Source organism: Aliidiomarina taiwanensis, assembly GCF_003987015.1.
Classification (GTDB): Bacteria; Pseudomonadota; Gammaproteobacteria; order Enterobacterales; family Alteromonadaceae; genus Aliidiomarina; species Aliidiomarina taiwanensis.
Window position 1 is genome coordinate 876,046 of the sequence record NZ_PIPQ01000001.1, and the last position, 26,762, is coordinate 902,807.

The window sequence follows — 26,762 nt, forward strand, 5'->3', positions numbered from 1 at the left end:
GAGAACATTATACGACATTGGAAGAGTGCAAAGCAGTGACAAAGCCGACACCATCAGATACTCATGCATTAAAAACGCAGCTTGCGGAAAGCAATAAAATAAAAGCTCAGATTGAAACGACCTATAAAAAGAATATAAGCACAATCACAAAGTTTGTTGGGCAGTTAAGTCATGCACTACGTGGCGTCAGTGGTGATATTGACCAGCACTTAAGCAAAATACAAAGCACATTGCAGTCTACAACACGCTTAGACGACATTATGCCTGTCATGGAACACGTTGACATGCTGCTACGTAAGGAAGGCGCGCAACTGCAACGTGACTTACAGGAATCGCACCAAACTGCCTTAAGCGCTGCCAAACAGTTACAGCAAACACAGGGGTTACCGCAAAGCGTACGCCTACAGGTACGCGACTTGCTCTGTGAGATTGAAGAGCCCGCTTACTCTATTCAGCATTATCTCCCATGTTTAAATAAGCTCTTGGCTTTATACCAACAAAGCTTGAAGTTACCTCCAAAGGCCGACGACCAAGCTAGTAACGCAACCATAAAAGAAGAGTTGATCAATTTACTTTCTTTTTTAGAGTTATCCGGAAATTCCGAGTTAAAACTAAAAAGCATCCAGCAGCAGCTTATGGGCCAAGTTTCGTCCGAGCAGCTTTCTCTTCTTTGCGTACAAATCATTCGTATTATAGTGCAAAGCATGAATGAAGAGCGCCGGTCGGCCCAAGCCTTTTTGCTGAGCCTCGACGAGGTACTGAACACTGTTTCAAGTTGTGTTAGTTTTGCATTAAACGACAGCAAAGACGCCCAAAAGCAACACCAGTTCATTGACAACAAATTAGACAAAGAGCTGACCGCCCTTGCGCAGTCAACCCGCGCTGCAAGCAGCTTAGCCGAATTAAAAAGCCAAGTAAGCTCCCACATGGTGCTTTTGGTGAGTATGCTAAACGAAAAGAAAAGTTTAATTGAAGAAAATAATCGGAAGCTGACGACCGACTTAGCAAAAGCCCAAGCGCGAATTGCCGAGTTAGAAAGTGCCGCCGAAGCTTATAAAGACAAGTTGAACCAACAGCGCTCTAAAAGTTTGCAAGACCCCTTAACTCGCTTACCAAACCGAGCAGCATTCGATGAACGGCTAAAGTTAGAATTTAACCGCTGGCAACGGTATGGTACGCCATTGGCCATTGCTATTGCCGACATTGATAATTTTAAAGACATTAACGACACCTACGGTCATATTGCTGGAGACAAAACACTGCAAGTTATTTCCAGCATGCTCAAGAAGTCATTGCGTGCGACAGATTTTGTAGCTCGGTATGGTGGTGAAGAGTTTGTGATATTGTTACCGCAAACCGAGGCGGCTGACCTTGCCGAGCCACTGCAAAAGACAAAAAATAAAATTCAAGCAATACCTTTTAAATTTAAAGACAATGACATCCGCATCACCATTTCTATTGGCGCAGCTGTATTTTCCAGTAACGACGCCATAAACAGCGCATTTGAAAGAGCCGACAAGGCTCTGTACGCAGCGAAGAAAGATGGGCGAAATAAAGTTGTCATTGACAAGAGATAGGAGAACAAACGGATTTATGCGTATTTCATTATCACCACAGGGAAGTATGTCACTATTATCGCAAGTGGAAATAGACCGCTTGCAACAGTCCACCAACAGCGAGCTTTATAAGCTTTTCCGCAATTGTGTGCTTGCTGTTTTAAACGTGGGTAGCCATACGGACAACGCCGACGATATTTATAACCAATTCGAAGACTTTGAAGTGAACGTGCTTCGTCGTGAGCGCGGCGTCAAGCTCGAGCTTATTAACCCACCGCCCAAGGCCTTTGTAGACGGCAAGCTTATTGAGGGTATACGTGAACACGTAGAAGCAGTACTACGTGACATTCTGTTTGTTGGAGAGCGCTACCCCGAGGAGCGACTAAAAGGGAAGGATTCACGCCACCTCACCCACGTTGTTTTTGACATTTTAAGAAACGCCAACACCTTACGCCCTATTGCTGACCCCAATATGGTGGTGTGCTGGGGTGGACACTCCATTAGCGAGGTGGAGTATAAATACAGTAAAGTTGTAGGCTACGAACTAGGCCTTCGTAACTTTAATATTTGTACTGGCTGTGGTCCAGGTGCCATGAAAGGCCCCATGAAAGGCGCAACCATTGGCCATGCCAAACAACGTATTAAAAGTGCACGTTACTTGGGGTTAACCGAGCCAGGCATTATTGCTGCTGAGCCGCCAAACCCAATTGTTAACGAGCTGGTTATTATGCCAGACATTGAAAAACGCCTGGAAGCCTTTGTACGTTGCGCTCATAGCATTATTATTTTCCCGGGTGGTGCGGGTACAGCAGAAGAGGTGCTGTATATTTTGGGCATTCTGATGCACCCAGACAACCAACAGCAACAGCTGCCAATTGTTTTCACCGGACCGGAAGAAAGCAGAGACTACTTTGAACACTTAGACCGCTTCATCAAAAACACCTTAGGTGAAGAAGCCACGAAGTGGTATACCATTATCATTAACGACCCAGAAAGCGTTGCTCAATATATCGAAGCACGCATGCCGGCTGTTAAGCGTTACCGCAAAGAAAGTGGCGACGCCTACTATTTCAACTGGACCTTGCATATTGAAAACGCCTTCCAAAAGCCTTTTGAACCAACCCATGCTAACCTTGCCACATTGAACTTGCATCGGGAGCAGCCAAAGGCTTCTCTGGCTGCTGACTTACGTCGGGCTTTTTCAGCTATCGTGGCGGGTAATGTAAAAGCACCTGGCATTGCAGAAATTAAGCGTTTAGGTCCGTACCAGTTACATGGTGACTCGGAACTTATGCATGAGCTAGACGAGTTGCTTGAGTCATTTGTACAGCAGCACCGTATGAAGTTACCCGGTGGTACACCTTACACCCCTTGCTACCAGGTACTTAAAGACTAAAGGTTAACGAATACTATGTGGAAAGGTTTTGGTATTGCGTTTGTCGGATTTATTATTTACGCCGCCATTGCGGGCGGCGTCTTAACTTTTTATACCGCCAATCCTGAAAACATGACCTGGCGTGAACGGGAAGTGTTTAATCGTAAGTATATTGGCCGCCTTGAACTCGGCACACCAAGCGCCGAAGTACTTCGTTTGCTTGGCCCCCCAGACTTAAGCGAAGCTATTACAACATCCGAAGCTGAGTTGGTGGTCTATATGTACCGCACCCACCATGTTAGGTCGGACGGGGTCACCACACGCGATGAAACCACGCCCCTTATCTTCCGCGGCGAGAAACTTGTTGCGTGGGGTGAGCCTGCCTATTTGGAATACACGGGGCGCTAATCAATGCCCTCGTTTATTCAAACCCATGCCAATATTCAGCGCCTATTAAGCCAAACCGACATTTCCTCAGCAGCTTTAAGCGCCGTTGTGCGGGATATTTTGGCTTTAGCGCAGCAGCCGGAGTTCACCTTTGAAGACTGTCTTAGCGAGCTCAAAAAGCGAGGCGAACAGGCTCAGGGGCCACAGCCGAGTGTAACTTTACAGCTATTGCTCATCGCATGGGCAGGTAGGCATAAGCCCCTGGTTACGGCCTACCTACATAAGCTAATGCTACAAGCCTTGGTGCAGCAACGCCCTACTCAAACAGGCCAAATTCTGCCAAGCCAAGTGCTTTATTGCGCTGGAGTTATTGCCAAGCAAAGGTACGAGGGCACACCCTTACGAACTATTTTTGCCCAGTTACGAGAGCAATCCACGCAAGCAGAAGGCCGTGAGTTAATAGCCCAAGTGTTACGGCAACAAGCCACGCCGACACAGGACGCGCCTCCCCCGCTGCGTCTCAAGCCATTACCTCAGCGCTTTTTACAGGCAGTCCGTGACTGGCCTGACAACGAGCTTTTATTGGACAAGGTTATCCACGTGGTGAACCAACATCCTATACTGCAACAGCGTTTATGCCACCAAGCCACCTTGCACACGCAACAAAGACGCTTGCTTACCACTAAACAAGCACTTCTTTTGCTTGGCCCTGAAGCAAGTAGAGAATTACTGCTCACCTCTCACTTTGAAGCGCACCTTACCGCACCCAGATTCCCACTTCGACGCCACATACTCCAGCGGCGTAGTCAGTTGGCCGGCTGTTTGCAAGGTTTGTGTCGCAGTGCCTCGATACAGTTACCATGCACCCCCGAACTGCTGAGTTATTTGTGGGTATACGACCTATGGTTTCATGGCGCTTTTACCACCCAATTAGCATGGCAGCCACCTGCTGGCGAACAAGCCCCTAGCAGGGTCGCCTTGTGGGTGCCCTGGCTACAAAACGTAAGCAGCGCGCGTGCACTAAAACTCATTGACTACTGGCAGATGCCAACAGAGCTTGCAGAAATATTAATGGGAACCCATACCAACCAAGCGCTGCTTGCATGCATTCAGCTCGCTCACGTTGGTAGTATTTTAGTCAGCGACTACGGCAACGACCTGCCCCACGCCTGGCAACCCCAGTTAACCGCATGGTGCCGTACCGTAGGTATTAGTCTTAGTCATTATCAGTCGTTGCTTTGGCAGCTTGCACAAGACCAACGCGCTCACAGCCCCTTTCAGCCCTTACCACTTTAGTTCTAGGGTGCAGCACCTGCTGCTGCTTTCGTGTACACTAAGTGCACACTCTTAAAGCAGTAAAGGAGCTTTACATGACTTCTAGAATAACCGTAATACCCGGCGACGGTATTGGCCCAGACATTGTCGACGCCGCTATTCAGATTCTTGATAAAGCGGGCTGCGGGCTCGAATACGACTATGTAGACGCGGGCTTAAGCGCCTTTGAAAAGCATGGGGAGCTGCTACCCGACCATACACTCGCTACACTAGACAAAAATCGTATTGCCTTAAAAGGCCCATTAACCACGCCCATGGGCGGTGGTTTTAGTTCTATCAATGTCAGTCTACGCCAGCATTTTGGTTTATTCGCGAACGTACGCCCGGTTGTGTCATTTCAGGGTACACAAGCACGCTATCAAGACATCGACATCATAACGGTTCGTGAAAATACCGAAGGCATGTATTCTGGATTGGGCCAAACCACCTCGCGCGACGGCTCTGAAGCGGAAGCTATGAGCAAGGTGACCCGCCAAGGTTGTCAGCGAATTTTGCACTTTGCATATGAACTTGCCCGCCGCGAAGGCCGTAAAAAAGTGACCGCGGTTCATAAGGCCAATATTTTAAAGTCCACGTCTGGTTTGTTTTTAGCTGTCGCTCGCGAAGTTGCGGCTGAATACCCAGAAATAGAGTCAGAAGAAATGATAGTGGACGCCACCTGCATGAAGCTGGTGATGAATCCAGAAAACTTCGATGTGCTGGTCACCACTAACCTATTTGGCGACATTATTTCAGACTTGTGCGCAGGTTTAGTAGGCGGCTTAGGTATGGCCCCTGGAGCAAACATTGGTGCAAACCATGCCATCTTTGAAGCCGTGCATGGTTCGGCACCCGACATTGCTGGAAAGAACCTTGCCAATCCTAGCTCTGTTATTTTAGCTGCGGTACAAATGCTCGAGCATATTGGCCAAGCGGATAATGCCGCTCGCATCCTGACAGCACTCCGCGACACCATAGAGTCGGGCGATCGCGCCACAGCCGACTTAGGAGGCCAACACGGCACCACTGACTTTACCCAAGCAGTTCTCGACCGTTTATCGTAGGGCAGGCATGGCACCTACGGCAGTGCCTTTCGTGCGGCCGTGCCTTTCGTACGGCCGTGCCGTACCTACGATACTTCAATTTTCACATCCGTACTTAGGGCTGGCATGGCCTGCCGTGGAAGGGGTTAGCTTTTAAGTTTTTTACGTAGGTACACCGTTACTTCTTCACGGTCGTGGTACAAGTGCCGAGCCGTTAACTCCCAGCCGCGCATTTCCGCTTCGTACAAGCGCTCTTTTATGGCCTCTAGGTACTGCTGGACAGCTGCGTAGCGCTTCTTCATTGGCAGCTTTAAATTAAATATGGCGTTTTCACAATAGCCTTCAAGAAACCAGTCGGTCATTAAGTGGGCCACGCGCACTGGTTTTTCCACCATGTCGCAGACCAGCCATTGCACATTGCGACGCTTGGGTCGGAACACAAAGCCGTCTTCACGGTAATGTGTCACCTGCCCTGTTTCCATCAGCTTTTCGTCAATAGCACCATTGTCCACGGCACTGACCATCATACCCTGCGCCACCAGCACCGAGGTCCAGCCGCCGGGGCAGGCACCTAAGTCCACAGCGTTCATCCCAGAACTCACCCGCTGCTCAAGCTCTTGCGCAGGCACCATCACTTTAAAGGCTTCGGCTAGCTTAGCGGCCGAGCGGCTTGGGCTTAGTTTGGGCGCTCGTATACGTGGAATACCCATAATATAAGGCGCGTGGTTATAGCTATAAGAGTAACCCACTAAAGCCGAGCTAGTACTTCGGAACATCACATGCAGCACCGGACGGTTATCTACCTCTTGTGGGGTCAATAACTCCTTTGTGCGCAAGGCTTTACGTAACGGATTGGTAATTCCTTTGCAAAGGGCAGACAATGAGCGCCCAGCGTTCGTGTCTGCACTTTCTACCCAAAGCTTTCCACACAGTTGCATGCCATCAAGGGCTGCTACTAAGGGGCTCACACGGTCGTCCACAGGCAAGTCGTTACACTCGGCCACTAACACAATGAGCTGGCGCGCAAACACCAACTGCTGTATCGACAATTTGCGACCTATGTGGTCGGCTTCTTCGTCCTTACAATGAAACACCACGACGGCACTGTCTGGCTGTGTTTTACAGTAGCCATAAATACCCAAAGCAGCTGCCTTCTCTTGTATTTCTGCTGCACACTCGCTTTCAAAGCCAGCGCGGCAATAAAGTAAAACACCACTCATGTATTTGTCTCCACCCATTCTGTTACTTGCTGAGCAGCCCATTGCCACCGCATCGACGCTGTTTCACCTGTTTGTTGCTGCACACGCTTCGTTGCCAGTAAGTCGTGGTCTCCATTCGAAGCCCAGACACACGTCATGTTTTCTGGCAAGGTTTGTGCCTCTACCCAAGCGCGTTTACCAAACGGGTCACGTTCACCCTGTATAATTAAATTTTTAGGGCGCTGATTATACAGATCATTCAAACGATGTTTCAGTTCTTTTCCTGGTGGGTGAAAAGGAAAGCCCAAGGCAATGGCTGCCCGAGCGCGACAGCGGTCGGCTACCCGAAAAGCAACACGCGCCCCCATCGACTTTCCCATCACTACAAAATCAGATAATTGCAGCGACTCACAAAAATTAAGCATGGCTTCATCAAGTTGAGCTGCAGGATTAGGGGGCCGCATTCGCCCCGTTTCTTGCACCTGCTGCCAATAAGGAAACATAAACGTATGCACCGGGTGCCCAGACACTCGTAGGGCTTCGGCAATGGCCGTCATAAAAGGACTGTCAGGCCCAGCTCCGGCGCCATGTGCAAATACAATGGGACATTTAGCCATAAAGCTCTGCCTCATCGCGAGCCACTTCGCTTAACAACCAGTTACGGAAAGTCGCTATTTTGCCTGCGTCGGCTTGCGACTCACGGCACACCATGAAAAACGCATCGTTCGTGGCTAGCTCTTGCGGAAAAACCTGCACTAAATGGCCTGCATCAATTTCCGGCTTGGCTAAAATATTATTTGCCAAGGCCACCCCTTGCCCATGCACAGCAGCTTTTAACGCTAAGGCTAAATGGCTAAACACGGGGCCGCTTTTCTTCTTGGGTGGGGTTTCATTGACCAATTCAAACCAGTCTTGCCATGCGTTGCGGGTTTCTTCATGCAATAAAGTATGCTTGTGCAAGTCGGCGGGAGTGCGTAATGGGTGCTCACCTTCAAGTAACTTCGGTGAACAAACTGGAATTAGCTTCTCGTTATGCAGGCGGTCAGCTCGTAAACCTTGCCAGCGACCACGGCCATAATAAATGGCCACATCCACATAGTCGGTTAACGAACCGGTAATTTCATCCACTGCCTTAATGCGTACGTCTATCTCTGGATGCGCGGCATGCAGCCGGCTTAAGCGTGGCACAAGCCAAATAATGGCAAAGCCAGGAGGCACGCACACGGTTAAGGTACCCTGTTCACTGGCTAACATTATTTTGCCTGTCACCACGGACAAATGCTCAAGCATTTGCCGAATTTCTAAATAGTACGACTGCCCCGCCTCTGTGAGTAACAAATTTCTATTCTTACGGAGGAATAATGGTAAACTTAGATAGTCTTCTAACGCTTTTACCTGGTGGCTTACAGCCGCTTGAGTAACAAACAGCTCTTTGGCCGCTTGGGTAAAACTTAAGTGCCGTGCAGCAGCTTCGAACGACTTCAGTGCATTCAATGGGGGCAGCTTACGCATAGAGATTTACTCGCCTGTGCTTGACTGCAATGGGTTGCTTTCAACCGGCTTTTCTTTGTGTACGCTTTTCCTTTCTGGCAAAACACCGACACACAAACGGCACTCGCCTTCTGGCGGTGCAGAGCTTTCAACATAGCGCACCTTATGCCGTGCACTGGTCCGGTTAGAAGACACTTGATACATTCTGTCGCGACTTTTTAAGTTTGTCATAACAACTCCTTAGCGAGCATACCACCTAGAATTTTACCTAGGTGCCTATTTCGCTTTTTAGTAATTGTTATATCATAACAAAAGTGCTGTTTTATAAGTAGTGTTTCCTATTCGCACGACAGCATGCCCATTTACTTAACCCTGTAGCAACTGAACAGAAGGAATTTATATGCCCCACGTCGGCTCTACGTTGTACCGGCTTAACCAACAAATAGCCTGGCAAGGTTTTGTCACCATGCTCCCTATTGCCTTTTTTGTTTCCGCCTTTGGCGCGGCCTTTGGGCTTGCTGCAGCACAAGCGGGAATTTCCGACACCCATACACTCACCATGAGTGTCTTGGTGTTCACTGGGACTGCCCAGTTTGCAGTACTTGACTTATGGGGCTCGCAACTGCCTGCTCTCACCATTTTAGTCACCTTGTTCGCCATTAATGCCCGCCACCTATTAATGGGCGCCACGCTCTTTCCATGGCTACGGCATTTGCCGACAAAGCAACGTTACTTGGTTATGCTGTTCGCCTCCGACGCCAATTGGGCCATGTCCATGCAAGCCTTTAATCGGAAGCAACCTGGCTTAGGTATTTTATTCGGTGGGGGTATAGCCCTTTGGCTGTTTTGGGTTGTCGGCACCTGGGTGGGGGTGTATTTCGGCAACGTCATAAGCAACCCTGAAGCCTATGGTATTGATATGGTCATGGGCTGTTTTCTCTTAGCCCTCGTACTGGACACGGAAAAGAACGCTCATACCTATCTTGTTTGGGCCGTAGCAGCAGCTGCTTCCCTTCTGGCCTATTGGTATTTACCAGAAAATAGTCATGTCATTGTAGGAGCTATCGCTGGTGGGTTAGCGGGTACGTTTGGAGGGCAGCAAGATGCTGAGCTTTGATGCAACCAACATAAATATTCTTGTGCTCATTGCACTTATGGCCTTGGTCACACTGGCAACACGCTTAGGCGGTGTTTATATTATGTCGCTAGTCCCCTTAAAGCCTCGCGTGCAGCGGTTTATTCAGGCCATGTCAGGCTCTGTACTTATTGCAATATTGGCCCCTATGGCCCTAGCAGGCGACGCAGCAGCACGTTTTGCTATGCTTGCCACCATTGTCGTGATGTTGGTGGTGAAAAAACCTCTTATTGCCATTAGTTGTGGCGTATTGGCCGCAGCCTTATTTCGAGCGTATTAAACAACCTCAAGTGTAAACTCAGCACAAACAAATAAGCTTGGTGCAGCCACTGAAGTGCCCACACCAAGCTTTTTATTAACGGTCTGTGAAATTACAAACGTACACCACCGTCAATTTCGATCACGCGACCACTGAAGTAGTCGTTTTCAATAATGAAACGGGCTGAGTCCGCCACTTCACTCGGTTGCCCCCAGCGCGATAAGGGCACCATAGCCAGCGCGCGCTCAACGGCTTCTGGTTTCATTACGGCTGTCATAGGTGTTTCAATAAAGCCAGGTGCTATGGCACCACAGCGAATACCATAACGACCCAGCTCTTTCGCCCAAGTCACCGTTAATGCAACGACTCCCGCTTTGGTGGCAGAATAGTTGGTTTGGCCAAAGTTACCGGCACGCGCCACGCTGGAGATATTAATAATCACGCCTTTGCGGCCGCGCTTGGCCATAGCTGCCGCAGCTTCACGGCCACATAAGAAGGTCCCCGTCAGGTTCACGTCAACCACCGACTGCCATTGCTGTAATGGCATTTTATGGGTTACTTCCCCGTCTTTACACTTGATCAATAGGCCGTCACGCAAAATGCCGGCGTTATTAATCAGCACATCCATGCCGTCAAAGTCTGCATCAACGGCTTGAAAGGTACTTTTCACAGCCTCTTCGTCTGTCACATTCACCTCATAGGTACGCACTACTTTTGCACCCGCAGACTCACAGGCCCGTTTGGCTTCATTCAATTGCTCTGTATTCATGTCGAGCAAAGCTAAAGAGGCGCCCTGACCCGCAAAGTTTTCTGCCATTGCACGGCCTAAACCTTGCGCACCACCTGTTATAACGATAACTGAATCAGATATTTGCATTTAGTTGTTTCCTTGCTCAAACCATTTATAAATACTTGAAAAGTCTTTGCTACCAAACCCTTGTTCGCTATGGGCTTGGTATAAGTCTTGGGCCGCTTTCCCCATGGGCGTAGCCGAGCCACTTTGTTCTGCGGTAGCTAAGGCAAGACCTAAATCTTTTAGCATTAAGTCCACCAAGAAGCCGCCATTATAATCATTGCTCGCAGGCACGCCCGGCATGACATCTGGACATGGGTTATACACTTCCAAGGTCCAGTTGCGGCCAGAGCTTTGCAGCATTATTTCAGACAATACTTTGGGGTCTAAACCGTGGTCACGACCGAGCTTTAACGCTTCTGCAGTACCTGACATTAAAACAGCAAGCAGCATGTTGTTGCAGATTTTAGCCACCTGGCCTGCACCATGGTCCCCCGCCGTAAATACGGCTTTGCCCATGCACTCTAAAAGTGGCCGTGCTTCTTCAATGTCTGCTGCTTCGCCCCCACAAATAAACGTCAGGGTTCCCGCTGCAGCACCAGCAACACCGCCCGACACGGGCGCATCGACAAAGCGAATGTCTTGTTGTTTCAGTCGCTGGGCTATATCACGGGCTGTTTCTGCACTAATGGTACTCGAGTCCACCACCAGTGCGCCTTTTTTAATATGGGCGGCAACACCTGCATCGGTGTCACCTTCGTAACCAAAGTACAAACCAAGTACGTGCTTATCCGCAGGCAGCATGGACATCACAATATCTGCCCCTGCAACAGCGTCTGCTGCCGTGGCAGCGACTTGTGCACCCGCTTGTTCAAGCTGCGCCAGTGCTTCTGCCGACAAGTCAAACACAGTCACCTTGTGCCCGGCCTTCACCAAATTGGTCGCCATAGGGCCACCCATATTGCCTAAACCTATAAATGCAATTGCGGTCATATAAAACCTCGCCCTTATTGGTTGCTTAAATTTTTAAGTGGGTGTTCGTCTTGGCTCCAGGGAGAACGGAACATGGCGTCTAAGTCCTTCTCCGTCACCTCAGAAACGTCCGTGTGCTGCCAGCGTGGGTTGCGATCTTTGTCGATCAAGAGCGCACGTACCCCTTCAATAAAGTCGCCTTGTACCGCACAATTCACCGACAAGGTTAATTCTAATTGAAAAGCTTCCGCTAAACTCAGACTCGGGCCATGGGCGAGCTGCTGCCAAACAATATGCGCTGTTAAAGGACAACCCGCCGCCAGGGTTTGCTGACCTTTGGCGAGCACCTTGCTGTCGGTTGCAAAGCTCAAGAACTGCTCCGTCACTGTTTGTAGGCTATCGCCAGCCATCAGTTTTTTGATGGTTTCATGTTGCGGCTGCAACACCGACTCTGGTAATTCGTGTGCGTAGTCTGCCAGCTGTGCTAAGGCGTCGCTCACGCGGTGGCGATTCACTTCAGCGCTGTCGGTCCAGTGCACTGCGCATAAAGCGTGTAATGCACTTTCTTTTTGTTCTGCGTTCAAGGCAAAGTCAGCCATACCTAACCAGCAGGCGTCTTTCGCATTTACCTGGGCAGCAGTCAGCCCTAAGAATAAGCCCATACCTTCAGGTAAGCGGCTTAAAAAATAAGTACCGCCTACGTCTGGGTACAAACCAATGCTTATTTCAGGCATGGCCAAGCGCGAGCGTTCTGTCACTATTCGGTGGCTTGCACCAATCATGAGGCCTAAACCGCCGCCCATCACAAAGCCATCGCCCCACACCACAATAGGCTTGGGATAGGTTTGTAATTGGTAGTCTAATTGGTATTCTCGGGTGAAAAACTCCACCACTTCGGGCACAAGCTCCCGTGGTTTCGCTTGTGCTGCATGGTACATAGAGACAATATCGCCCCCTGCGCAAAACGCTTTTTCACCTGCTCCTTGCAGCCAAACGCAAACAATGGTGTCGTCCTTGGCCCAAGCTTCAAGCTGCGGCTCTAGCAATTCCACCATGTCAATGCTTAACGCATTTAGTGAACGCTCTGAATTGAGTGTGGCGACCCCAATTTTATAGCCGTGACCCGCGTCGCGGGTATCAAATAAGACAACGTCTTCAAGGTTACTCATAATAGCTCTGCCGCTCCATCTGCTAGTAAACGACGTGCAATAATAAGGCGCATAATTTCGTTGGTACCTTCCAGTATTTGGTGTACCCGCACATCGCGCACATGACGCTCAAGTGGGTATTCTCGAATATACCCATACCCGCCGTGTATCTGCAGCGCTTCATTACACACTTGGAAACCAATGTCCGTGGCAAACCGCTTGGCCATGGCACAGTACGCAGTTTTGTCCGTGTCATTGGTGTCTACTTTAAAAGCAGCTAACCGCACCATTTGACGGGCTGCTACGAGTTCAGTTGCCATATCGGCCAACTTAAACTGCATCGCTTGAAACGCGGCCAAAGGCTTTCCAAACTGGCTACGCTCATGCATATAGTTGCGTGCGGTATTGAGGGCAGCTTGGGCAGTACCTACAGAGCACACGGCAATATTAATACGGCCGCCGTCTAAGCCCATCATGGCAAACTTAAAGCCTTCGCCTTCTTCACCCAGCAAGTTTTCCGCGGGTATGCGCACATTTTCAAAAGTAACTAAACGTGTTGGCTGGGCGTTCCAACCCATTTTCTCTTCCGCTTTACCGTAGTGAATACCTGCTGCGTCGGCTGGGACCACAAGGGCCGAAACACCCTTAGCGCCTTCCCCTCCGGTACGTGCCATCACCACCAGTACGTCGGTTTCACCGGCACCAGAGATAAACATTTTTGAACCATTCAGCACATACTCGTCGCCTTCTTTTTTGGCCGTTGTGCGTAAACTTGCCGCATCCGAGCCAGCACCAGGTTCTGTTAAGCAGTACGAGCCCAGCTTTTGTCCCATCACAAGTTCAGGGCACCACTGATCAATCACTGACTGTTTCGCAAACGACCCAATCATCCAGGTCACCATGTTGTGAATAGTCATCATGGCAGTGGTCGCCGTACAACCCATAGCAAGTTGCTCAAAAATTAACGCGCTGTCTAAGCGTGACATGCCAAAGCCACCTGCACTTTCAGGCGTGTACATGCCCATAAAACCCATTTCGCCTGCTTTTTGCAAAACGTCTTTAGGAAAATGATGCTCCGCGTCCCACTGCGCAGCAAAGGGAGCGAGCTCTTTCTCAGAAAAAGCGCGCGCCGTGTCGACAAATGCCTGCTGATCATCCGTTAAATTAAAGTTCATCACGCATCCTCTATTCTTATTGCATTTTAATGGTCATGTTCGGGCCATTATCAATTTCACTTTCTGGCCAGCGGGCTGTAATAGTTTTGGTTTCACTGTAGAAACGAATGGCCTGTTTTCCGTAGGCGTGCAGGTCACCAAAGAACGAGTTCTTCCAACCTGTAAAAGAGAAAAACGGAAGAGGCACAGGAATTGGAATGTTAATGCCTACTTGGCCCACTTCCACTTCATGCTGGTACTTACGTGCTGCTGCACCGTTCGCTGTGAAAATAGACGTACCGTTACCATATTGGTTGGCATTTACTATAGCCAAAGCTTCTTCTAATGTTTCAACTGACATGGCACACAGCACAGGGCCAAAAATTTCTTCTTGGTAAATGCTCATTTCTGTCGTGACATTATTAAACAAGGTAGGTCCAACCCAGTTGCCCTCTGGGTAGCCTTCTACTGTGCAGTTCGTACCGTCTACTAGGCACTCAGCACCTTCTTCTTTCCCTTTGGCAATCATGTCAATCACACGCTGTTTGGCTTGCTGACTCACCAGCGGCCCGTAGGCTGCGTCTTTGTCTGTCCATACCCCGGGCTTCACTTTCGCCAGCTCCACAGCCAAGTCGTCAATCCATTCTTTCGATTTACCCACAAACACAGCCACAGAAATAGCCATACAGCGCTGTCCTGCTGCACCTACAGAAGCACCCACTAAGTTATTAATCACAGTTTGCTTGTTTGCGTCAGGCATAATCACACTGTGGTTTTTAGCCCCTGCGAAGGCTTGTACCCGTTTTAAGTTTTCTGTACCCGTGCGGTAAATGTACTGCCCAACGGGGACCGAACCAACAAAAGAAATAGCCTGAATGGCAGGATCATGTAATAGGTGGTCAACCTGCTTTTTCGCTCCATGTACAACCTGAAGTACGCCTTTTGGAGCACCCGCTTCAACAAATAGCTCGGCCAGGCGCGTTGGCGTTAAGGGGTTCTGCTCTGAAGGTTTTAAAATAAAAGTGTTACCGCAGGCTATGGCCATTGGGAACATCCAAAGTGGAATCATGGCTGGGAAGTTAAACGGTGTAATACCCGCACACACACCTAAAGGCTGTATATAGCTATAAGTGTCAATACCACGGGCCACATTCTCCGCCGTTTCACCCATCATTAAAGCAGGTACGTTAGCCGCTTGTTCTACCACTTCAATACCGCGCCAAACGTCTCCTTTGGCGTCTTCAAAAGTTTTACCCGACTCCTCTGCCAGAATAGTAGCAAGCTCGTCATGGTGCTCCTTCAATAAGGCTTGGTAACGCATCATTAAGCGGGCACGCTCTGGCACGGGGACTTCACGCCAGGTTTTAAAAGCTTCTTTAGCGCCTTCAACAGCAGCAACCATTTCTTCATGTGTTGCGCACGGTACGTGGGCCAGCACTTCTTGGGTGGCTGGGTTGGTCACAGGAATGGTGTTGCTGCCTTTCGACTCAACAAATTCCCCGTTTAAAAATAACTTAATTGATTTACTCATGAAATAACCTGCTTGTTGGTTGTTCGTTTCTTTTTAGAAAGGCTCGCTTTGCAAACGCAGTATGCGAACCGTTAAAAATTTGTAGCCCCATTAAATCAGAGCTTGTGCCTCTTTTGAATCGATGAAATTGCCGCTATAATGGATTATATTGTCATTAGAGGTTAAAACCACATTGAGCAAACCCTCGAATTGGCCCCTTCCCGAAGGGAGTACTCGCTTAATCATGCCGCAGCCTTTGCTAGAGCAGCTGCAACAAAACCCGCTCACACGCGGGCTTTACCCTATTTCGTATGGTCACTATCTAAATGCTTATGGGCATAGGGTTCGTCGCCGAGTGCATACAGATTACCTAATGATTTTTTGTCATGCGGGCCGCGGTCGGTACCGTGCAGGCAAGCACAAAGGCCATTTGTTACCAGGGCAAGTGTTGTTTTTAAAGAAAGGTGTCGCCCACATTTACCAAGCAGACAGCCAGCAGCCCTGGAGTATTTATTGGGCTCACTTTGCGGGTGACCAGGTTGAAAGCTTCATGGATTATCTTGGTATTTCTGCAACCAGCTCTGAACCGGCACATCCTCACGGAAACCCGGTACTTACCTTGCAAAATTGGCGCGCCCTGCTGTCAGATGTCACCCAGTTGTTGAATCTGCAACATGAGCGTTTAAACTTTGACAAGGGTGTACTTGCTGCCGCCTTGCTCCGTAAGCTGCTCAGCGAGCTGCCGCTTATGGCAAGACCTAAGCAGGCCGACAGAAAAGAGTTTAATTTAAGCTCGCTACAACGTTTTATGCGGGACAATAGTCATAAGTCACTGGAACTCAACGAATTGGCTGAATTTACGGGCTTATCACGCTATCATTTTAGTAAGAAATTTCGTCAAACAACTGGTGACAGCCCTGTAAACTACTTCACTCGCATGAAAATGGAGCAAGCCGCCCAAATGCTGCGTGAAGGTGAGCAAACCATACGGCAAATAAGCCAAACTCTCGGCTATGACGACCCTTATTATTTTAGTCGGCTATTTAAGAAACACCAAGGATTGGCACCAAGCTTTTACCGCCAACATGCAGGATAATTGTGGTATTTTTAACGCCCAGTGCAGGGCGCAGAGCGAGTAAACCAATGGCAGTAGAGCAAAGAGAATTGTTTCCCCTACCCAACCCATGCGTCAATATCTGTGAAGCTGGGCCACGGGGCTATTGTCTTGGCTGTTTGCGCTCTCGAGAAGAGCGATATAACTGGCCACAGAAGCCAGACAGTGAGAAAGCAGAAATTCTCAAGCGATTAGCACTGCGACAGCGCCGCAAGCAAGCTTTTTTGCAACGCTTGGTGCGAGAAGAGCAGATAGAGCTAGGGTTCACCTCCCAGCTCGACTTGCCGGGCGTTTAAGCCTGTCTTTATCTTGGTGTCGTTGCGGCAGCGACCACTTTATTTCTGCCACTTTCTTTTCCTTTATATAACAGCCTGTCGACACGCTTTAGCAGGTCATCGGCATTTTGGTCGCTGTCTGTAAAGCAGGTCACGCCAAAGGTGACCGTTACGTTGAACGTGCCTTGGTCAGAATTAAATTCAAGAGCGCCAATGCGTTTTCTTAAGTTTTCCGCAAGCTCTGTCGCTGCCGACAAGTGCGTATGTGGTAACAATACCACAAACTCTTCGCCACCAATGCGAGCGACCACGTCGTTCGCCCGCACTCGCTTGCTCACTAATTGTGACACTTGAATGAGCACCTCATCACCCACATCGTGGCCGTACGTGTCGTTCACGCGCTTAAATCTATCCAAGTCGTACATAAGCAATGCAAAGGGATAATGGTGGCGTTGCCCGTCTTTAATTAAGCGTTCAATTTCCGCCATAAAATGACGGCGGTTCGCCAAACCCGTAAGTGAGTCGATCAGTGTTAGCTCACGAAGTTTACGCTCTGTTTCTTTTTGTTGGGTAATGTCTATTGCAACGCCAGACCAAAGCACGGCTCCGTCGTGCGTAGGCTCAGGAACACCCCGCACACTCACCCAACGCTCTTCGTTATTACGCATAATACGGAAGTCAATTTGCCAGGTCGACATATCACGCTTCGACTCCCGTAGCGAAAGCATAACCCGTGGTAAGTCTTCTTTGTGAATCCCCCGTATTACAGGAGCAGCATCTTGCGCTAGTGACGACTGACTAAAACCAAAAGTATCCACCGCTTTTTGGCTAATATAAGGAAACGAAACATATTCGTTGTCTGTTTGTTTGAGTTGGAAAATAATCCCAGGAGAAACAGCAGATATTTTTTCAATTTGCTCATAGTCTATATGGGTGTCGGAAAGGTTAGAAAGGCTTCCAACAATGGCTGTTACCTTGTTGCCCTCGAAAACTTTTCGCGCTAGGTCTTGTACCCAAAAGTATGTTCCGTGTTTGTCTTGGAGCCGGTATTTTTGGCGCAACACATGCGTGTCGCTACTGCTAAACCAAGCCTCAAAATCATCGCTAATCATTTGGCGGTCGTCAGGATGAATATAATCAAGCCATTCAGACACTGTGGCTGGCAAACTAAAATCAACGCCAAAGTTATTGGTCAGGTTATCTGAAATATAAGGCTCAACGCTAAGGTCGTACCGATTGAGCTTGTATAGAGTAACAGGCGCTGCATAAATGAGCGCTTGCAGTGCTTCGAGGTTATCGTAGCCTATGTTTTTGTTATCCGGCGCTTCCTTGGTGTTTTTTGTCATATCCTCTGCCCGCTTTTTCTTCCGACAGGTTACTCCTACGACCCAGACAAAGCGTGACGCACGTTTTCTAAATCGTCCGCTGTATCTACACCGGCAGGGGGTACTTTTATTGCATCCGCTACATGAATTCGCTCGCCATGCCAAAGCACCCGCAGTTGCTCCAGCTTTTCTATCTGCTCCAGTGGGCTTGGCTGCCACTGGGCGTACCGAGTAATGAAGCCCGCTCGATATGCATAAATACCAATATGCCTTTTCCATGGCGCCAAGTCGATTGCTTTTTGTTCAACAGCAAAGGCGTCCCTGTCAAAGGGGATAGGTGCTCGACTAAAGTACAAGGCATAGTTTGAAGCATCCTGTACCACTTTTACCACATTAGGGTTAAACACCTCGTCGGCAGACAACAAGGGCACGGCTAAGGTTGCCATGGGCGCTAACCGTTGTGCATTCAAGTTTTCAGCCACCTGGTGAATAATTTCTGGTGGAATCATAGGCTCATCACCTTGTACATTCACCACCACTTCATTTTCATCCAGTGCTAATTTTTCCACGACTTCTGCAAGCCGCTCTGTGCCTGATGCATGGTCTGGCGATGTCATCATGGCGCGGCCACCATAGGTATGCACGGCTGTTGCAATACGCTCGTCGTCTGTAGCCACCACCACTTCCGTTGCTCCACTGGCTAACACGCGTTCAATCACTCGCTGGATCATGGGCTTGCCATGAATATCGGCAAGCGGTTTGCCCGGCAAGCGAGTAGAAGCATAACGCGCAGGAATTACGACCGTAAAGCTCATGCTTTGTCCACCTTTGCCATGTCTTCTGCACTCAAACTTATGGCTTCTTGCGCTATCATCGCAGGAATACCATCACGTATCGGATAAGCAAGCTGTTCACCCCGACACACTAAGCTGGTTTTGTCTGGGCCCCACACAAGTTTGCCTTTGCAAGAAGGACAGGCCAATACACTAAGAAGGTTTGCTGCTATTGCCATGGTTTAATGCCTCTCGTTTGTTCGTGCTGATGCTGGTTAGCTGTTCAGAGAACTCCCGTAAAAAGTCATCGGGGAACCTCATAGCCACTTTCAAAAAATACCAGTGAGGACGGGCGAACGACCGCACTTTAATGGCATCTTTTTCCGTCATTAACACCGGGTAGTCGTTACTTACCTTAAAAAAATCCGTTACTTTATAGTCGTAGTGATCAGGGTAAACTCGGGTTTCATCAATCAAAATACCTTCATCGCGTACCATCGAAAAGAAACGCTGAGGGTTGCCTATCCCTGCAATAACCAGAGCGGCTTCACCGTCTGGCTTTTCGATAGGAGAACTGTCACTCACCCGGCGCCAGCCTTGTACTTGTAAGTTCATTTCTATGGGCTTTACGCTTTTCGGTAGCTTATGTTTGCTTCCTAAGGGGCCATTGGTCAGAACCCAATTGACTTTTTTCAAACGCCGTACACTTTCTCGTAAAGGCCCCGCCGGCAAACGCCAGTTATTTCCAAAGCCCCGTTCACCATCGACAATACCTATTTCTAAGTCCCGTGCTAACGCATAATGTTGTAGCCCGTCGTCGGTAATAATGACGTCGATATGATGGCGCTCAAGCAGCAATTTTGCCGCCTCAACCCGTTTCGGTCCTACCGCTACTGGCACACCACTCAGGCCAGCTAACAACAGCGGCTCGTCGCCGCACATGCGGGCCGTCACCCCTTGCTCTACTAAAGCAGGGAATGGGCCAGTACCACCATACCCGCGCGACACAATACCCGGTTTAAACCCTAGCTCTTGCAGGTATTCAACCACTGCCAACACCGTAGGTGTTTTCCCTGTGCCCCCGACAGTTACATTGCCAACCACCACCACAGGCACAGGCGCTTGCCAGCTTTTCTTCAATTTTATTGCGTAAAGCAAACGGCGCATTGCGGCCAAAAAAGTAAACAAAACACTAAGAGGCGTAAGAAACCACAGTGGCCAAACAAGCCTTCTGCGATACCACCAAGTTACAACTTTTTCACTCACTCAGCACCACCAAATTGCATCTGATATAACTGTGCATACGCACCCTTGTTGGCGAGCAACTCCGCATGGTTGCCTCGTTCAATTATCTTTCCTTGATCTAACACAAGAATTTCATCCGCATTTTCAATAGTGGAAAGTCGGTGAGCTATCACCAAAGAGGTTCTATCTTGTTGTAAATTATCTAAGGCTTTTTGAATATGCCGCTCAGACTCAGTGTCCAATGCCGACGTTGCCTCGTCTAATATTAAAATAGGCGCATTGCGAAGCACCGCTCGGGCAATGGCAATACGCTGACGCTGACCACCCGACAACATCACCCCGTTTTCACCGACCATGGTTTCTAAACCATTCGGCAAAGAATCAGTAAACTCATCCACATAAGCAAGCTTCACCGCCCGTTCAATGTCTTCACGGCTTACTTTGCCCCGCGCACCATAGGCAATGTTATTGGCTATGGTGTCGTTAAATAAACTGACATCTTGTGACACCACGGCAAATTGACGGCGTAGCGACTGTAAGGTGTACTCCCGAATATCCACATTATCCAGCTCAATGCTGCCTTCGTCCCAGTCGTAAAAACGCGTTAACAAGCTAGAAATGGTCGATTTGCCACTACCCGAGCGCCCCACTAGAGCAACTGACTTGCCCGCCTCCACTTTAAAGCTAATGTCCGACAGCGCTGGCTCGTCGCCTTGGTCATAGCTGAAGGTAACATGGGAGACATTCAAGTCGCCTTTGGCGCGTTTTAGCTTCTTTTGGCCGTCGTCATGCTCAGCGTCTTGGTCAAGTACTTGAAACACGCTTTGCGCAGCTGCAATACCCCGTTGGAAGTCCGAGTTCACATTGGTTAACTGCTTCAAAGGGCGTAACAGCATAATCATGGCCGTAAGCAAGGTGGTAAATGCGCCAGGCGTTAACCCTTCTAACATGCTTGGAAAGCTTGCGATAACTAAAACCATGGACAAGCTAAACGACGCAATGAGCTGAATAACCGAGGTGCTAATGGTGCGAATATTCACTAGTTTTAGGTTTTGTTGGCGGGTACGTTGGTTAATCTCATGGAAGCGCTTGGCTTCCTTTTTTTGTCCCTCAAACATCACCACCACCTGATGCCCATTCAGCATTTGCTCTGCAGTGGTAGTGACATTCCCCATAGCCGTTTGAATATTGCCACTGACATGCCGGAATTTTTTCGACACCACAGTCACTACTTTCCCAACGACAGGTGCTATCAACAAAAACACCAAGCTTAATTGCCAGCTGTGGTACATCATTAAGCCAAGTAGGCCAATGACAAAGGCGCCTTCGCGCACCAAAGTTAAAATGGCACGGCTGGTGGCTTCAGCAAGCTGCTGTGTGTCATAGGTAATCTTTGAGATCAGGTCGCCGGTAGACATTTTGTCGTGATAGCTCACAGGAACACGCATTAAGTGTTCAAAGAGCTCTTGTCGTAAGTTAGTAACGACCTGAAACCCCACATAGCTTAAGAAGTAGCTAGAGATAAAGTTAAAGAGCCCGCGTAATATAAACACGAGAGGCACAAACAAAGCACCGTATAGCAATATTTTCGGGTTGCTGGCGGCTAACCCGTCGTCAATCAGGGTTTCAATGTGGTAAAAGAAAAAAGTGTCCACACCGGCGTAGCCTATCATGCCAATGATGGCCGCTAAAAATGCTGCGCGGTACGGTTTTATATACTTTAGCAAGCGCTTAAAGTTTGATTGTTTTATGGTTTCTGCAGTCATACAATCCAATTTCTGTAGCTATTCACCCCTGCATTGTACCGTTATTCTTGTCTTCTTTACTAGCAACCTTGTACTTGTCTATTCCTCGGGCACACGGTAATACCAGCGCCTATACCGCAAGGGCTCCCCACCCCCGCGTTTTTGCTGCACGCTCCAGCCACGCTCCGGATGCCAAATAAGGCTAATTTGCCCACCCTTTGCCGTGTCCAATAAGTGAACACCTTGGTTTTCATAGCGCTGCTTCACTTCCATGCTCGGCATGCCAAACTGATTGGCAAAGCCACGACTCACCACCGCAATGCTAGGGTTTACCTGTTCCAGGAATGCCGCTGTACTTGAGCTCTTACCGCCATGGTGCGGCACCAGCAGCAGGTCTGCCGTTAAGCCTTGCTGGTAACGTCCCGTCAACCTTAATTCATTTTCCCATTCACTGTCGCCGGGCAATAAAATGCGCTGTCCTTGAAACTCCAGCAAGACCACACAACTGGCATTATTTACCCCATAGGTGGGACCCGGCATAGGCGCGAGTATACGCACCCGGACCCCTTGCCAAATCCATTGTTGGCCCATTTTGCATGCCCGCTCACCAATGCCACTTCCCATGGTGCGAAGGGTCGGGTACGCCTGCTGCGCAGCCTGTTTACCTCCCACATGGTCCATGTGCGCATGGCTTAACACTAACCAGTCGGGTGTCAGGCCGTGGTAACGTAAAAACGGCACCACCACACTTGCCCCCGTATCAAGCCCACCTTCATAGGCGGGGCCTACATCCACCAACATCGCATGATGATGCCGCTGGACAACGACCGCAGTGCCTTGACCCACGTCGAGCACATGCAGTGCAAATGCCGCAGGAGCTGGCCGTGAAAACAACGGGAACAACAGCAGCAGCGCAACACTGACCATAAAGAGCCTTGCTATTGCGCGTCCTGGCCACAACCACGCAATAAGCAGGGCAAAAAAATACATAATGGGCCACGGGTGGGTGCCACTGAGCCAAACCCCTGGCACATTCGCCAGCCAATCGACGCCGTTCAACAAAGGGGTCAGTACCAAGTCTAGGCTGCGCCAAATCAACGCATACGCACTGAGGTTGAACAACACGGGAACTAACGACACCAGCAAAGCCGGCAGTATCAGCACACTAAATAAAGGAATAACCACGATATTGGTGACAGGTGCTAGCCAGGCCAAACCCTGAAAGAACGCAAAAGACAAAGGCGCTAATGCAAACAGCAGCATCCATTCGAACCGCCACAGTGTGCCTTTGGCTCGTCCGTCCCGTCGCCAGTGCCAACTAAAAATGGCCAGCACAGCCCCGGCAGACAACCAAAAGCCTACGTCCATCCAAGCAAATGGGTCTAGCATAAGCACTAACAACACTGCATACACAAGTAAATAGATAGGCTGCAGCCGCTGTTGTACTAAACGACTGAGAACAAACAAGCTAATCAGCAGTAATGCACGTATGGTTGACACGGAAAACCCTGCCAGTGCTGCATACGCAACAGCAACAAGCCATGCCCCAGTTGCTGCATACGGAGTCAGCGCAAACGTGTGAGTGCACCCTAAAAAGACTTGCAGTCCCCTTGCGCAGGCTACGGCCAGGTAACGCAAAAACACCCACGCTCCGGCAAACACTAAGGTTAGGTGCAGTCCGGAAATGGCCATTAAATGGGAAAGCCCAGTTCGTTGCAGCGCTTGCCAACGCTCTGGCTGCATCCAGTGGCGCTCCCCTAAAGCTAATGCCAGCAAAATATCCAAAGAGTCTATTGTATCTCTGTGCTGAGCGAAGGCTTGGTATACCCGGACGCGCCAATACTGCCAATGCCACTTCGGCGTCTCAGCTAAGCGTGTTCCTGCGCGGATAGAGCCGGTGACAAATAATTTATGTCGCAGCAGGTAGCTTTGATAGTCGTAGCCCCCGTCGTTGAGCATTCCGCTGGCTGGTCGCGCCCGCACCTGCAAAGCCCAGCGCTCGCCTGGTTTAGGTAGCTCCAGGGGACGTTCGTCGCCATACCAATACAGCCGTGCTTTACTGGCACAAGAAGCATTCGGTAATTGCCATTCTACCGGTGCAACTTGAATACACCCTTGCACTCGCGCCCTGCGTGTTTGGTTATAGCTTATTTCTGTGACCTGCAATATAATTGTGCTTGGCTCGCGCCATTGGCTTGCTGGTAAGGTCCACGCATGAATGCTTTGTACATGGAATAAGGCCCACCAGATGCCACACAATACCCCAAGCAGTAGGTAACTTTGTGTGCTTTTATGGAATAAACCACACCCGCCCACTACTGCAACATAGCTAAATATAGCTATAGTTATAAAAAGTAATGGCATTTCGGGTTGTAGCCACGGGGCACTTAACGTGCCAGCAATAACACCCACCGCCCAAAGCAAAAAGCCCAGTTGCATAAATGAGTACACACCATGCCCAAAAAGTTTATTCAGCGCTATTTGCCTGATCCAAGCAAGTTAAAAACGGGTAAGTCATTGCGTATTTTTGGCCGCTTAAGCCAAAATACCAATCTGTGGTACCTCAACCGACGCAGTGCTGCCGGTGCTTTTGCTGTGGGTCTGTTTGTGGCCTTCTTACCTTTACCAGCCCATATGCTCATGGCGGCGGGCTTGGCAATTCTTTTGCGGGTCAACCTTCCCTTATCTGTAGCTTTGGTGTGGATCACAAATCCTATTACCATTACCCCCGTTATGCTGGCGGCATATAAAATAGGCTCTGTGCTGTTGCAACATCCGCCGCAACCGTTTCATTTTGAGTGGAGTTTTGAATGGATTCGTTCCGGCTTTACCACAGTGCTCCCGCCCATTTTGGTGGGCAGTGTATTAATGGGGACTGTGTCTGCCGTGGTGGGTTACATTACCGTGCGAACCTTGTGGCGCCAAGCGGTACGGAAAGCTTGGCGCGAACGAGCCCACGCACGGCAGGTTAAGACTGTCGCAGCGAAGCAGCAGGTGCTAACTGTGAAGCACGATACGCAGGGTAAAGAGTAGCAAGCAAGCTCATCAGCAAAGCTGTCCCTGTGACCAGAACAATATCAGCCCCTTGCACATCCACCGGAATTCGGTTGACGAAATAAATATCACCCGCCAACAGCGAGTGGCCTAGCAGTTGCTCAAGGCCCTGCAAAATACTTGGTAATTCTGTAGCCATAAGCCAGCCCAGCAAAGCCCCTACGAAAGCTCCCGGTATACCGTTCAGTGCGCCCTGCCAAACAAATGTCCGCAAAATAAGGCTGTCGGCGGCACCCATGGTTTTCAAAATAGCGATGGCCGCCCGCTTTTCTTCTACTTGCATCATCAGCGTGGCAACAATATTAAACGAAGCCACCGCCAGCACTAAAAACAACACGATATACATCACCGTGCGCACCATTTGAATGTCCCGGTACAAGTGCCCTTGCGAACGAGTCCAGTCATGCATATAAGCGTATTCGGACAATTCAAACCCCACGTCAGCAGCAATGTGTGGGGCTGCATATACATCGTTCACTCGCAGCCGCACCGCGTTGGCAGCGTCTTCTACACCCATGAGCTGCTGCGCTCTGCCAAGGTGCATATAAGCTTGGCGAAAGTCTAGTTCGCCACCAAAAGCAAAGGCGCCTTTGTAGGTTAACCAAAGTCGCTTCGGTGCTCGGTTGGTGCCGCCATGAGGGGTCACTTCTGGCACAATGACCATTAGTTTGTCGCCAACCTGTATCCCCAAATTGTCAGCCAGCCCCGCTCCAAGCAAAACGCCTTCAGGGTCCTGCTCAAAAGCCTGCCAGGTAGCGGCAGAAGTGTACTCAGTTACTCGTGAAACCTGTGGCTCTAAACTTGTGTCAATGGCCCGAATATCCACCCCGTAAAAGCGTCGTTGCTGTTGCACCATGCCTGTAATCCGCATAACAGGCGCTGCGGCCAACACTTGTTCGTGGGCTTCTGCTCGTCGTTTTACCTCACGCCAGTTGGTTAAGGTGCCGCTCACCGACTCAAACTCTACATGCGGTATCACAGACAGTAGGTCGTCTTCTAACGCTTTATGAAACCCATTCATAATGGACAGCAAAGTAATCAAAATAGCGCAGCCTAAAGCAATACCTATCGTCGATGATCGGGAAATAAACCCCACATACCCACTACTGCTTTGCTTTGCTCTGCGAAATCGCCGTGCCAAGAGAAAGGCTAGGCTCATAACCGCACCTCGACCAGTTGACCTTGCTGCATTAAAAGTTGCCGCGGCAATTTAGCCGCAAGCGTATGGTCATGGGTTACCACAATAAAACTGGTGCCTAACTCTTTATTTAAGTCCAGCATAAGCTCATAAATGACCGCAGCGGTGTGTTCGTCAAGGTTACCGGTGGGCTCATCGGCAAACACAATACTGGGCTCATTGGCTAAAGCACGGGCTATGGCTACTCGTTGACGCTCACCACCCGATAACTGCGAAGGCAAATGCGCTGTTCGCTCTGCCAGCCCGACTCGAGCTAGTAGCTCGCGCCCACGCGCTTGCGCTTTTGCTTTACTTTTTCCTGCAATCAACAGCGGCATTGCCACGTTTTCTAGGGCAGTAAACTCGGCAAGCAAATGGTGGAATTGGTAAATAAAACCGATGGTTTTGTTTCGCCACTTAGCCTTTTGTTGGGCATTCATGGCCACCACATCGGCACCTGCGACGTGAATGGCGCCCGTGTCTGGCGTGTCTAGCCCACCCAAACAGTGTAAAAAGGTACTTTTACCAGAGCCCGACGCACCAATAATGGCGGCCATTTCCCCGTGCTCTAGGGTAAAGGAGATAGTGTCGAGCACTTGCAGCCTGCGGGGTTGCGCCGCCGTCTCGGCTGCCCCTTGTTTACCTGTAACAGCCGTGGCGTCGCCGTCACCAAAGCTGCGGGACAAATTAGATACTACAACTAATGAACTCATATTCT

General features: G+C 49.5%; 27 protein-coding genes. 10 read left to right on the forward strand and 17 right to left on the reverse strand.

The window, feature by feature from the left end:
- The first annotated feature begins 35 nt into the window (after positions 1-35).
- The 5 genes from CWE15_RS04110 to CWE15_RS04130 all read left to right on the forward strand — a co-directional run bounded on the left by CWE15_RS04110 (position 36) and on the right by CWE15_RS04130 (position 5,696).
- Positions 36-1,577, forward strand: a complete 1,542-nt coding sequence (locus CWE15_RS04110; protein ID WP_126756773.1) for a GGDEF domain-containing protein — start codon at positions 36-38, stop codon at positions 1,575-1,577.
- A gap of 16 nt (positions 1,578-1,593) precedes the next feature.
- The gene (gene ppnN / locus CWE15_RS04115; RefSeq protein ID WP_126756774.1) at positions 1,594-2,952 is read left to right on the forward strand and encodes a nucleotide 5'-monophosphate nucleosidase PpnN; all 1,359 of its coding nucleotides are present in this window, start codon (positions 1,594-1,596) and stop codon (positions 2,950-2,952) included.
- A gap of 15 nt (positions 2,953-2,967) precedes the next feature.
- Complete coding sequence (locus CWE15_RS04120; protein WP_126756775.1) at positions 2,968-3,339, forward strand: DUF3192 domain-containing protein; 372 nt, start codon at positions 2,968-2,970, stop codon at positions 3,337-3,339.
- Positions 3,340-3,342: 3 nt separating this feature from the next.
- Positions 3,343-4,614, forward strand: coding sequence for a hypothetical protein (locus CWE15_RS04125; protein ID WP_126756776.1), 1,272 nt, complete (start codon positions 3,343-3,345; stop codon positions 4,612-4,614).
- A gap of 74 nt (positions 4,615-4,688) precedes the next feature.
- Entirely contained in the window at positions 4,689-5,696 is a 1,008-nt protein-coding gene (locus CWE15_RS04130) for an isocitrate dehydrogenase (RefSeq protein ID WP_126756777.1), read from the forward strand.
- 125 nt (positions 5,697-5,821) lie between these two features.
- Here the strand turns inward: CWE15_RS04130 and rlmM are convergent, their stop codons facing one another.
- The 4 genes from rlmM to CWE15_RS04150 are packed head-to-tail and all read right to left on the reverse strand — an operon-like array spanning position 5,822 to position 8,596.
- Positions 5,822-6,895: a 23S rRNA (cytidine(2498)-2'-O)-methyltransferase RlmM gene (rlmM, locus tag CWE15_RS04135; RefSeq protein WP_126756778.1), complete on the reverse strand. Its 1,074-nt coding sequence runs from the start codon at positions 6,893-6,895 to the stop codon at positions 5,822-5,824.
- Positions 6,892-7,491 carry an alpha/beta family hydrolase gene (locus CWE15_RS04140; RefSeq protein ID WP_126756779.1) on the reverse strand — a complete coding sequence of 200 codons (600 nt, stop codon included), beginning with the start codon at positions 7,489-7,491 and terminating at the stop codon, positions 6,892-6,894. Before CWE15_RS04140 ends, rlmM begins: the two co-directional genes overlap by 4 nt.
- Entirely contained in the window at positions 7,484-8,386 is a 903-nt protein-coding gene (locus tag CWE15_RS04145; protein WP_126756780.1) for a transcriptional regulator GcvA, read from the reverse strand. Before CWE15_RS04145 ends, CWE15_RS04140 begins: the two co-directional genes overlap by 8 nt.
- Before the next feature lie 6 nt (positions 8,387-8,392).
- Positions 8,393-8,596, reverse strand: coding sequence for a hypothetical protein (locus tag CWE15_RS04150; protein ID WP_126756781.1), 204 nt, complete (start codon positions 8,594-8,596; stop codon positions 8,393-8,395).
- A gap of 169 nt (positions 8,597-8,765) precedes the next feature.
- Here CWE15_RS04150 and CWE15_RS04155 point away from each other — a divergent pair, with 169 nt between their 5' ends.
- Both CWE15_RS04155 and CWE15_RS04160 read left to right on the forward strand, forming a co-directional pair.
- A complete protein-coding gene (locus tag CWE15_RS04155; RefSeq protein WP_126756782.1) occupies positions 8,766-9,482 on the forward strand; it encodes an AzlC family ABC transporter permease in 717 nt (238 codons plus the stop codon).
- Positions 9,469-9,780 carry an AzlD family protein gene (locus CWE15_RS04160; RefSeq protein ID WP_126756783.1) on the forward strand — a complete coding sequence of 104 codons (312 nt, stop codon included), beginning with the start codon at positions 9,469-9,471 and terminating at the stop codon, positions 9,778-9,780. Before CWE15_RS04155 ends, CWE15_RS04160 begins: the two co-directional genes overlap by 14 nt.
- Positions 9,781-9,871: 91 nt before the next feature.
- On the opposite strand, the gene CWE15_RS04165 is transcribed toward CWE15_RS04160, so the two are convergent.
- The 5 genes from CWE15_RS04165 to CWE15_RS04185 are packed head-to-tail and all read right to left on the reverse strand — an operon-like array spanning position 9,872 to position 15,357.
- Complete coding sequence (locus CWE15_RS04165; RefSeq protein ID WP_126756784.1) at positions 9,872-10,636, reverse strand: SDR family oxidoreductase; 765 nt, start codon at positions 10,634-10,636, stop codon at positions 9,872-9,874.
- Positions 10,637-11,545, reverse strand: coding sequence for a 3-hydroxyisobutyrate dehydrogenase (gene mmsB / locus CWE15_RS04170; RefSeq protein ID WP_126756785.1), 909 nt, complete (start codon positions 11,543-11,545; stop codon positions 10,637-10,639).
- Between the two features lie 14 nt (positions 11,546-11,559).
- A complete protein-coding gene (locus tag CWE15_RS04175) occupies positions 11,560-12,693 on the reverse strand; it encodes an enoyl-CoA hydratase/isomerase family protein (RefSeq protein ID WP_126756786.1) in 1,134 nt (377 codons plus the stop codon).
- Positions 12,690-13,847 carry an acyl-CoA dehydrogenase family protein gene (locus CWE15_RS04180; RefSeq protein ID WP_126756787.1) on the reverse strand — a complete coding sequence of 386 codons (1,158 nt, stop codon included), beginning with the start codon at positions 13,845-13,847 and terminating at the stop codon, positions 12,690-12,692. Before CWE15_RS04180 ends, CWE15_RS04175 begins: the two co-directional genes overlap by 4 nt.
- A 16-nt stretch (positions 13,848-13,863) precedes the next feature.
- Positions 13,864-15,357 (reverse strand): CoA-acylating methylmalonate-semialdehyde dehydrogenase, encoded by a 1,494-nt coding sequence (locus CWE15_RS04185; protein ID WP_126756788.1) that lies wholly within the window; start codon positions 15,355-15,357, stop codon positions 13,864-13,866.
- Positions 15,358-15,580: 223 nt separating this feature from the next.
- Here CWE15_RS04185 and CWE15_RS04190 point away from each other — a divergent pair, with 223 nt between their 5' ends.
- Together CWE15_RS04190 and CWE15_RS04195 are read left to right on the forward strand one after the other, a co-directional pair.
- Positions 15,581-16,432 (forward strand): AraC family transcriptional regulator, encoded by an 852-nt coding sequence (locus CWE15_RS04190; RefSeq protein WP_241971839.1) that lies wholly within the window; start codon positions 15,581-15,583, stop codon positions 16,430-16,432.
- 47 nt (positions 16,433-16,479) lie between these two features.
- The gene (locus tag CWE15_RS04195) at positions 16,480-16,746 is read left to right on the forward strand and encodes a DUF1289 domain-containing protein (protein ID WP_126756790.1); all 267 of its coding nucleotides are present in this window, start codon (positions 16,480-16,482) and stop codon (positions 16,744-16,746) included.
- Positions 16,747-16,754: 8 nt separating this feature from the next.
- On the opposite strand, the gene CWE15_RS04200 is transcribed toward CWE15_RS04195, so the two are convergent.
- From CWE15_RS04200 to CWE15_RS04225, 6 genes are all read right to left on the reverse strand, one after another.
- A complete protein-coding gene (locus tag CWE15_RS04200) occupies positions 16,755-18,071 on the reverse strand; it encodes a GGDEF domain-containing protein (RefSeq protein ID WP_126756791.1) in 1,317 nt (438 codons plus the stop codon).
- Between the two features lie 35 nt (positions 18,072-18,106).
- A complete protein-coding gene (kdsB, locus tag CWE15_RS04205; protein ID WP_126756792.1) occupies positions 18,107-18,865 on the reverse strand; it encodes a 3-deoxy-manno-octulosonate cytidylyltransferase in 759 nt (252 codons plus the stop codon).
- Positions 18,862-19,062: a Trm112 family protein gene (locus CWE15_RS04210; RefSeq protein WP_126756793.1), complete on the reverse strand. Its 201-nt coding sequence runs from the start codon at positions 19,060-19,062 to the stop codon at positions 18,862-18,864. Before CWE15_RS04210 ends, kdsB begins: the two co-directional genes overlap by 4 nt.
- Positions 19,037-20,089: a tetraacyldisaccharide 4'-kinase gene (lpxK, locus tag CWE15_RS04215; protein WP_126756794.1), complete on the reverse strand. Its 1,053-nt coding sequence runs from the start codon at positions 20,087-20,089 to the stop codon at positions 19,037-19,039. The genes CWE15_RS04210 and lpxK overlap by 26 nt, the downstream gene beginning before the upstream one ends.
- The gene (gene msbA, locus CWE15_RS04220; protein ID WP_126756795.1) at positions 20,086-21,834 is read right to left on the reverse strand and encodes a lipid A export permease/ATP-binding protein MsbA; all 1,749 of its coding nucleotides are present in this window, start codon (positions 21,832-21,834) and stop codon (positions 20,086-20,088) included. The genes lpxK and msbA overlap by 4 nt, the downstream gene beginning before the upstream one ends.
- Before the next feature lie 78 nt (positions 21,835-21,912).
- Positions 21,913-24,252: a DNA internalization-related competence protein ComEC/Rec2 gene (locus CWE15_RS04225; protein WP_126756796.1), complete on the reverse strand. Its 2,340-nt coding sequence runs from the start codon at positions 24,250-24,252 to the stop codon at positions 21,913-21,915.
- A gap of 15 nt (positions 24,253-24,267) precedes the next feature.
- Between CWE15_RS04225 and CWE15_RS04230 the strand changes: the two genes are divergently transcribed.
- Positions 24,268-24,846, forward strand: coding sequence for a DUF2062 domain-containing protein (locus tag CWE15_RS04230; protein WP_126756797.1), 579 nt, complete (start codon positions 24,268-24,270; stop codon positions 24,844-24,846).
- Here CWE15_RS04230 and CWE15_RS04235 read toward each other — a convergent pair.
- Positions 24,782-26,026, reverse strand: a complete 1,245-nt coding sequence (locus CWE15_RS04235; protein WP_126756798.1) for a lipoprotein-releasing ABC transporter permease subunit — start codon at positions 26,024-26,026, stop codon at positions 24,782-24,784. The genes CWE15_RS04230 and CWE15_RS04235 overlap by 65 nt on opposite strands.
- On the reverse strand, positions 26,023-26,757 hold the full coding sequence (locus CWE15_RS04240; RefSeq protein WP_126756799.1) for an ABC transporter ATP-binding protein: 735 nt from the start codon (positions 26,755-26,757) through the stop codon (positions 26,023-26,025). Before CWE15_RS04240 ends, CWE15_RS04235 begins: the two co-directional genes overlap by 4 nt.
- Between the last annotated feature and the right edge of the window lie 5 nt (positions 26,758-26,762).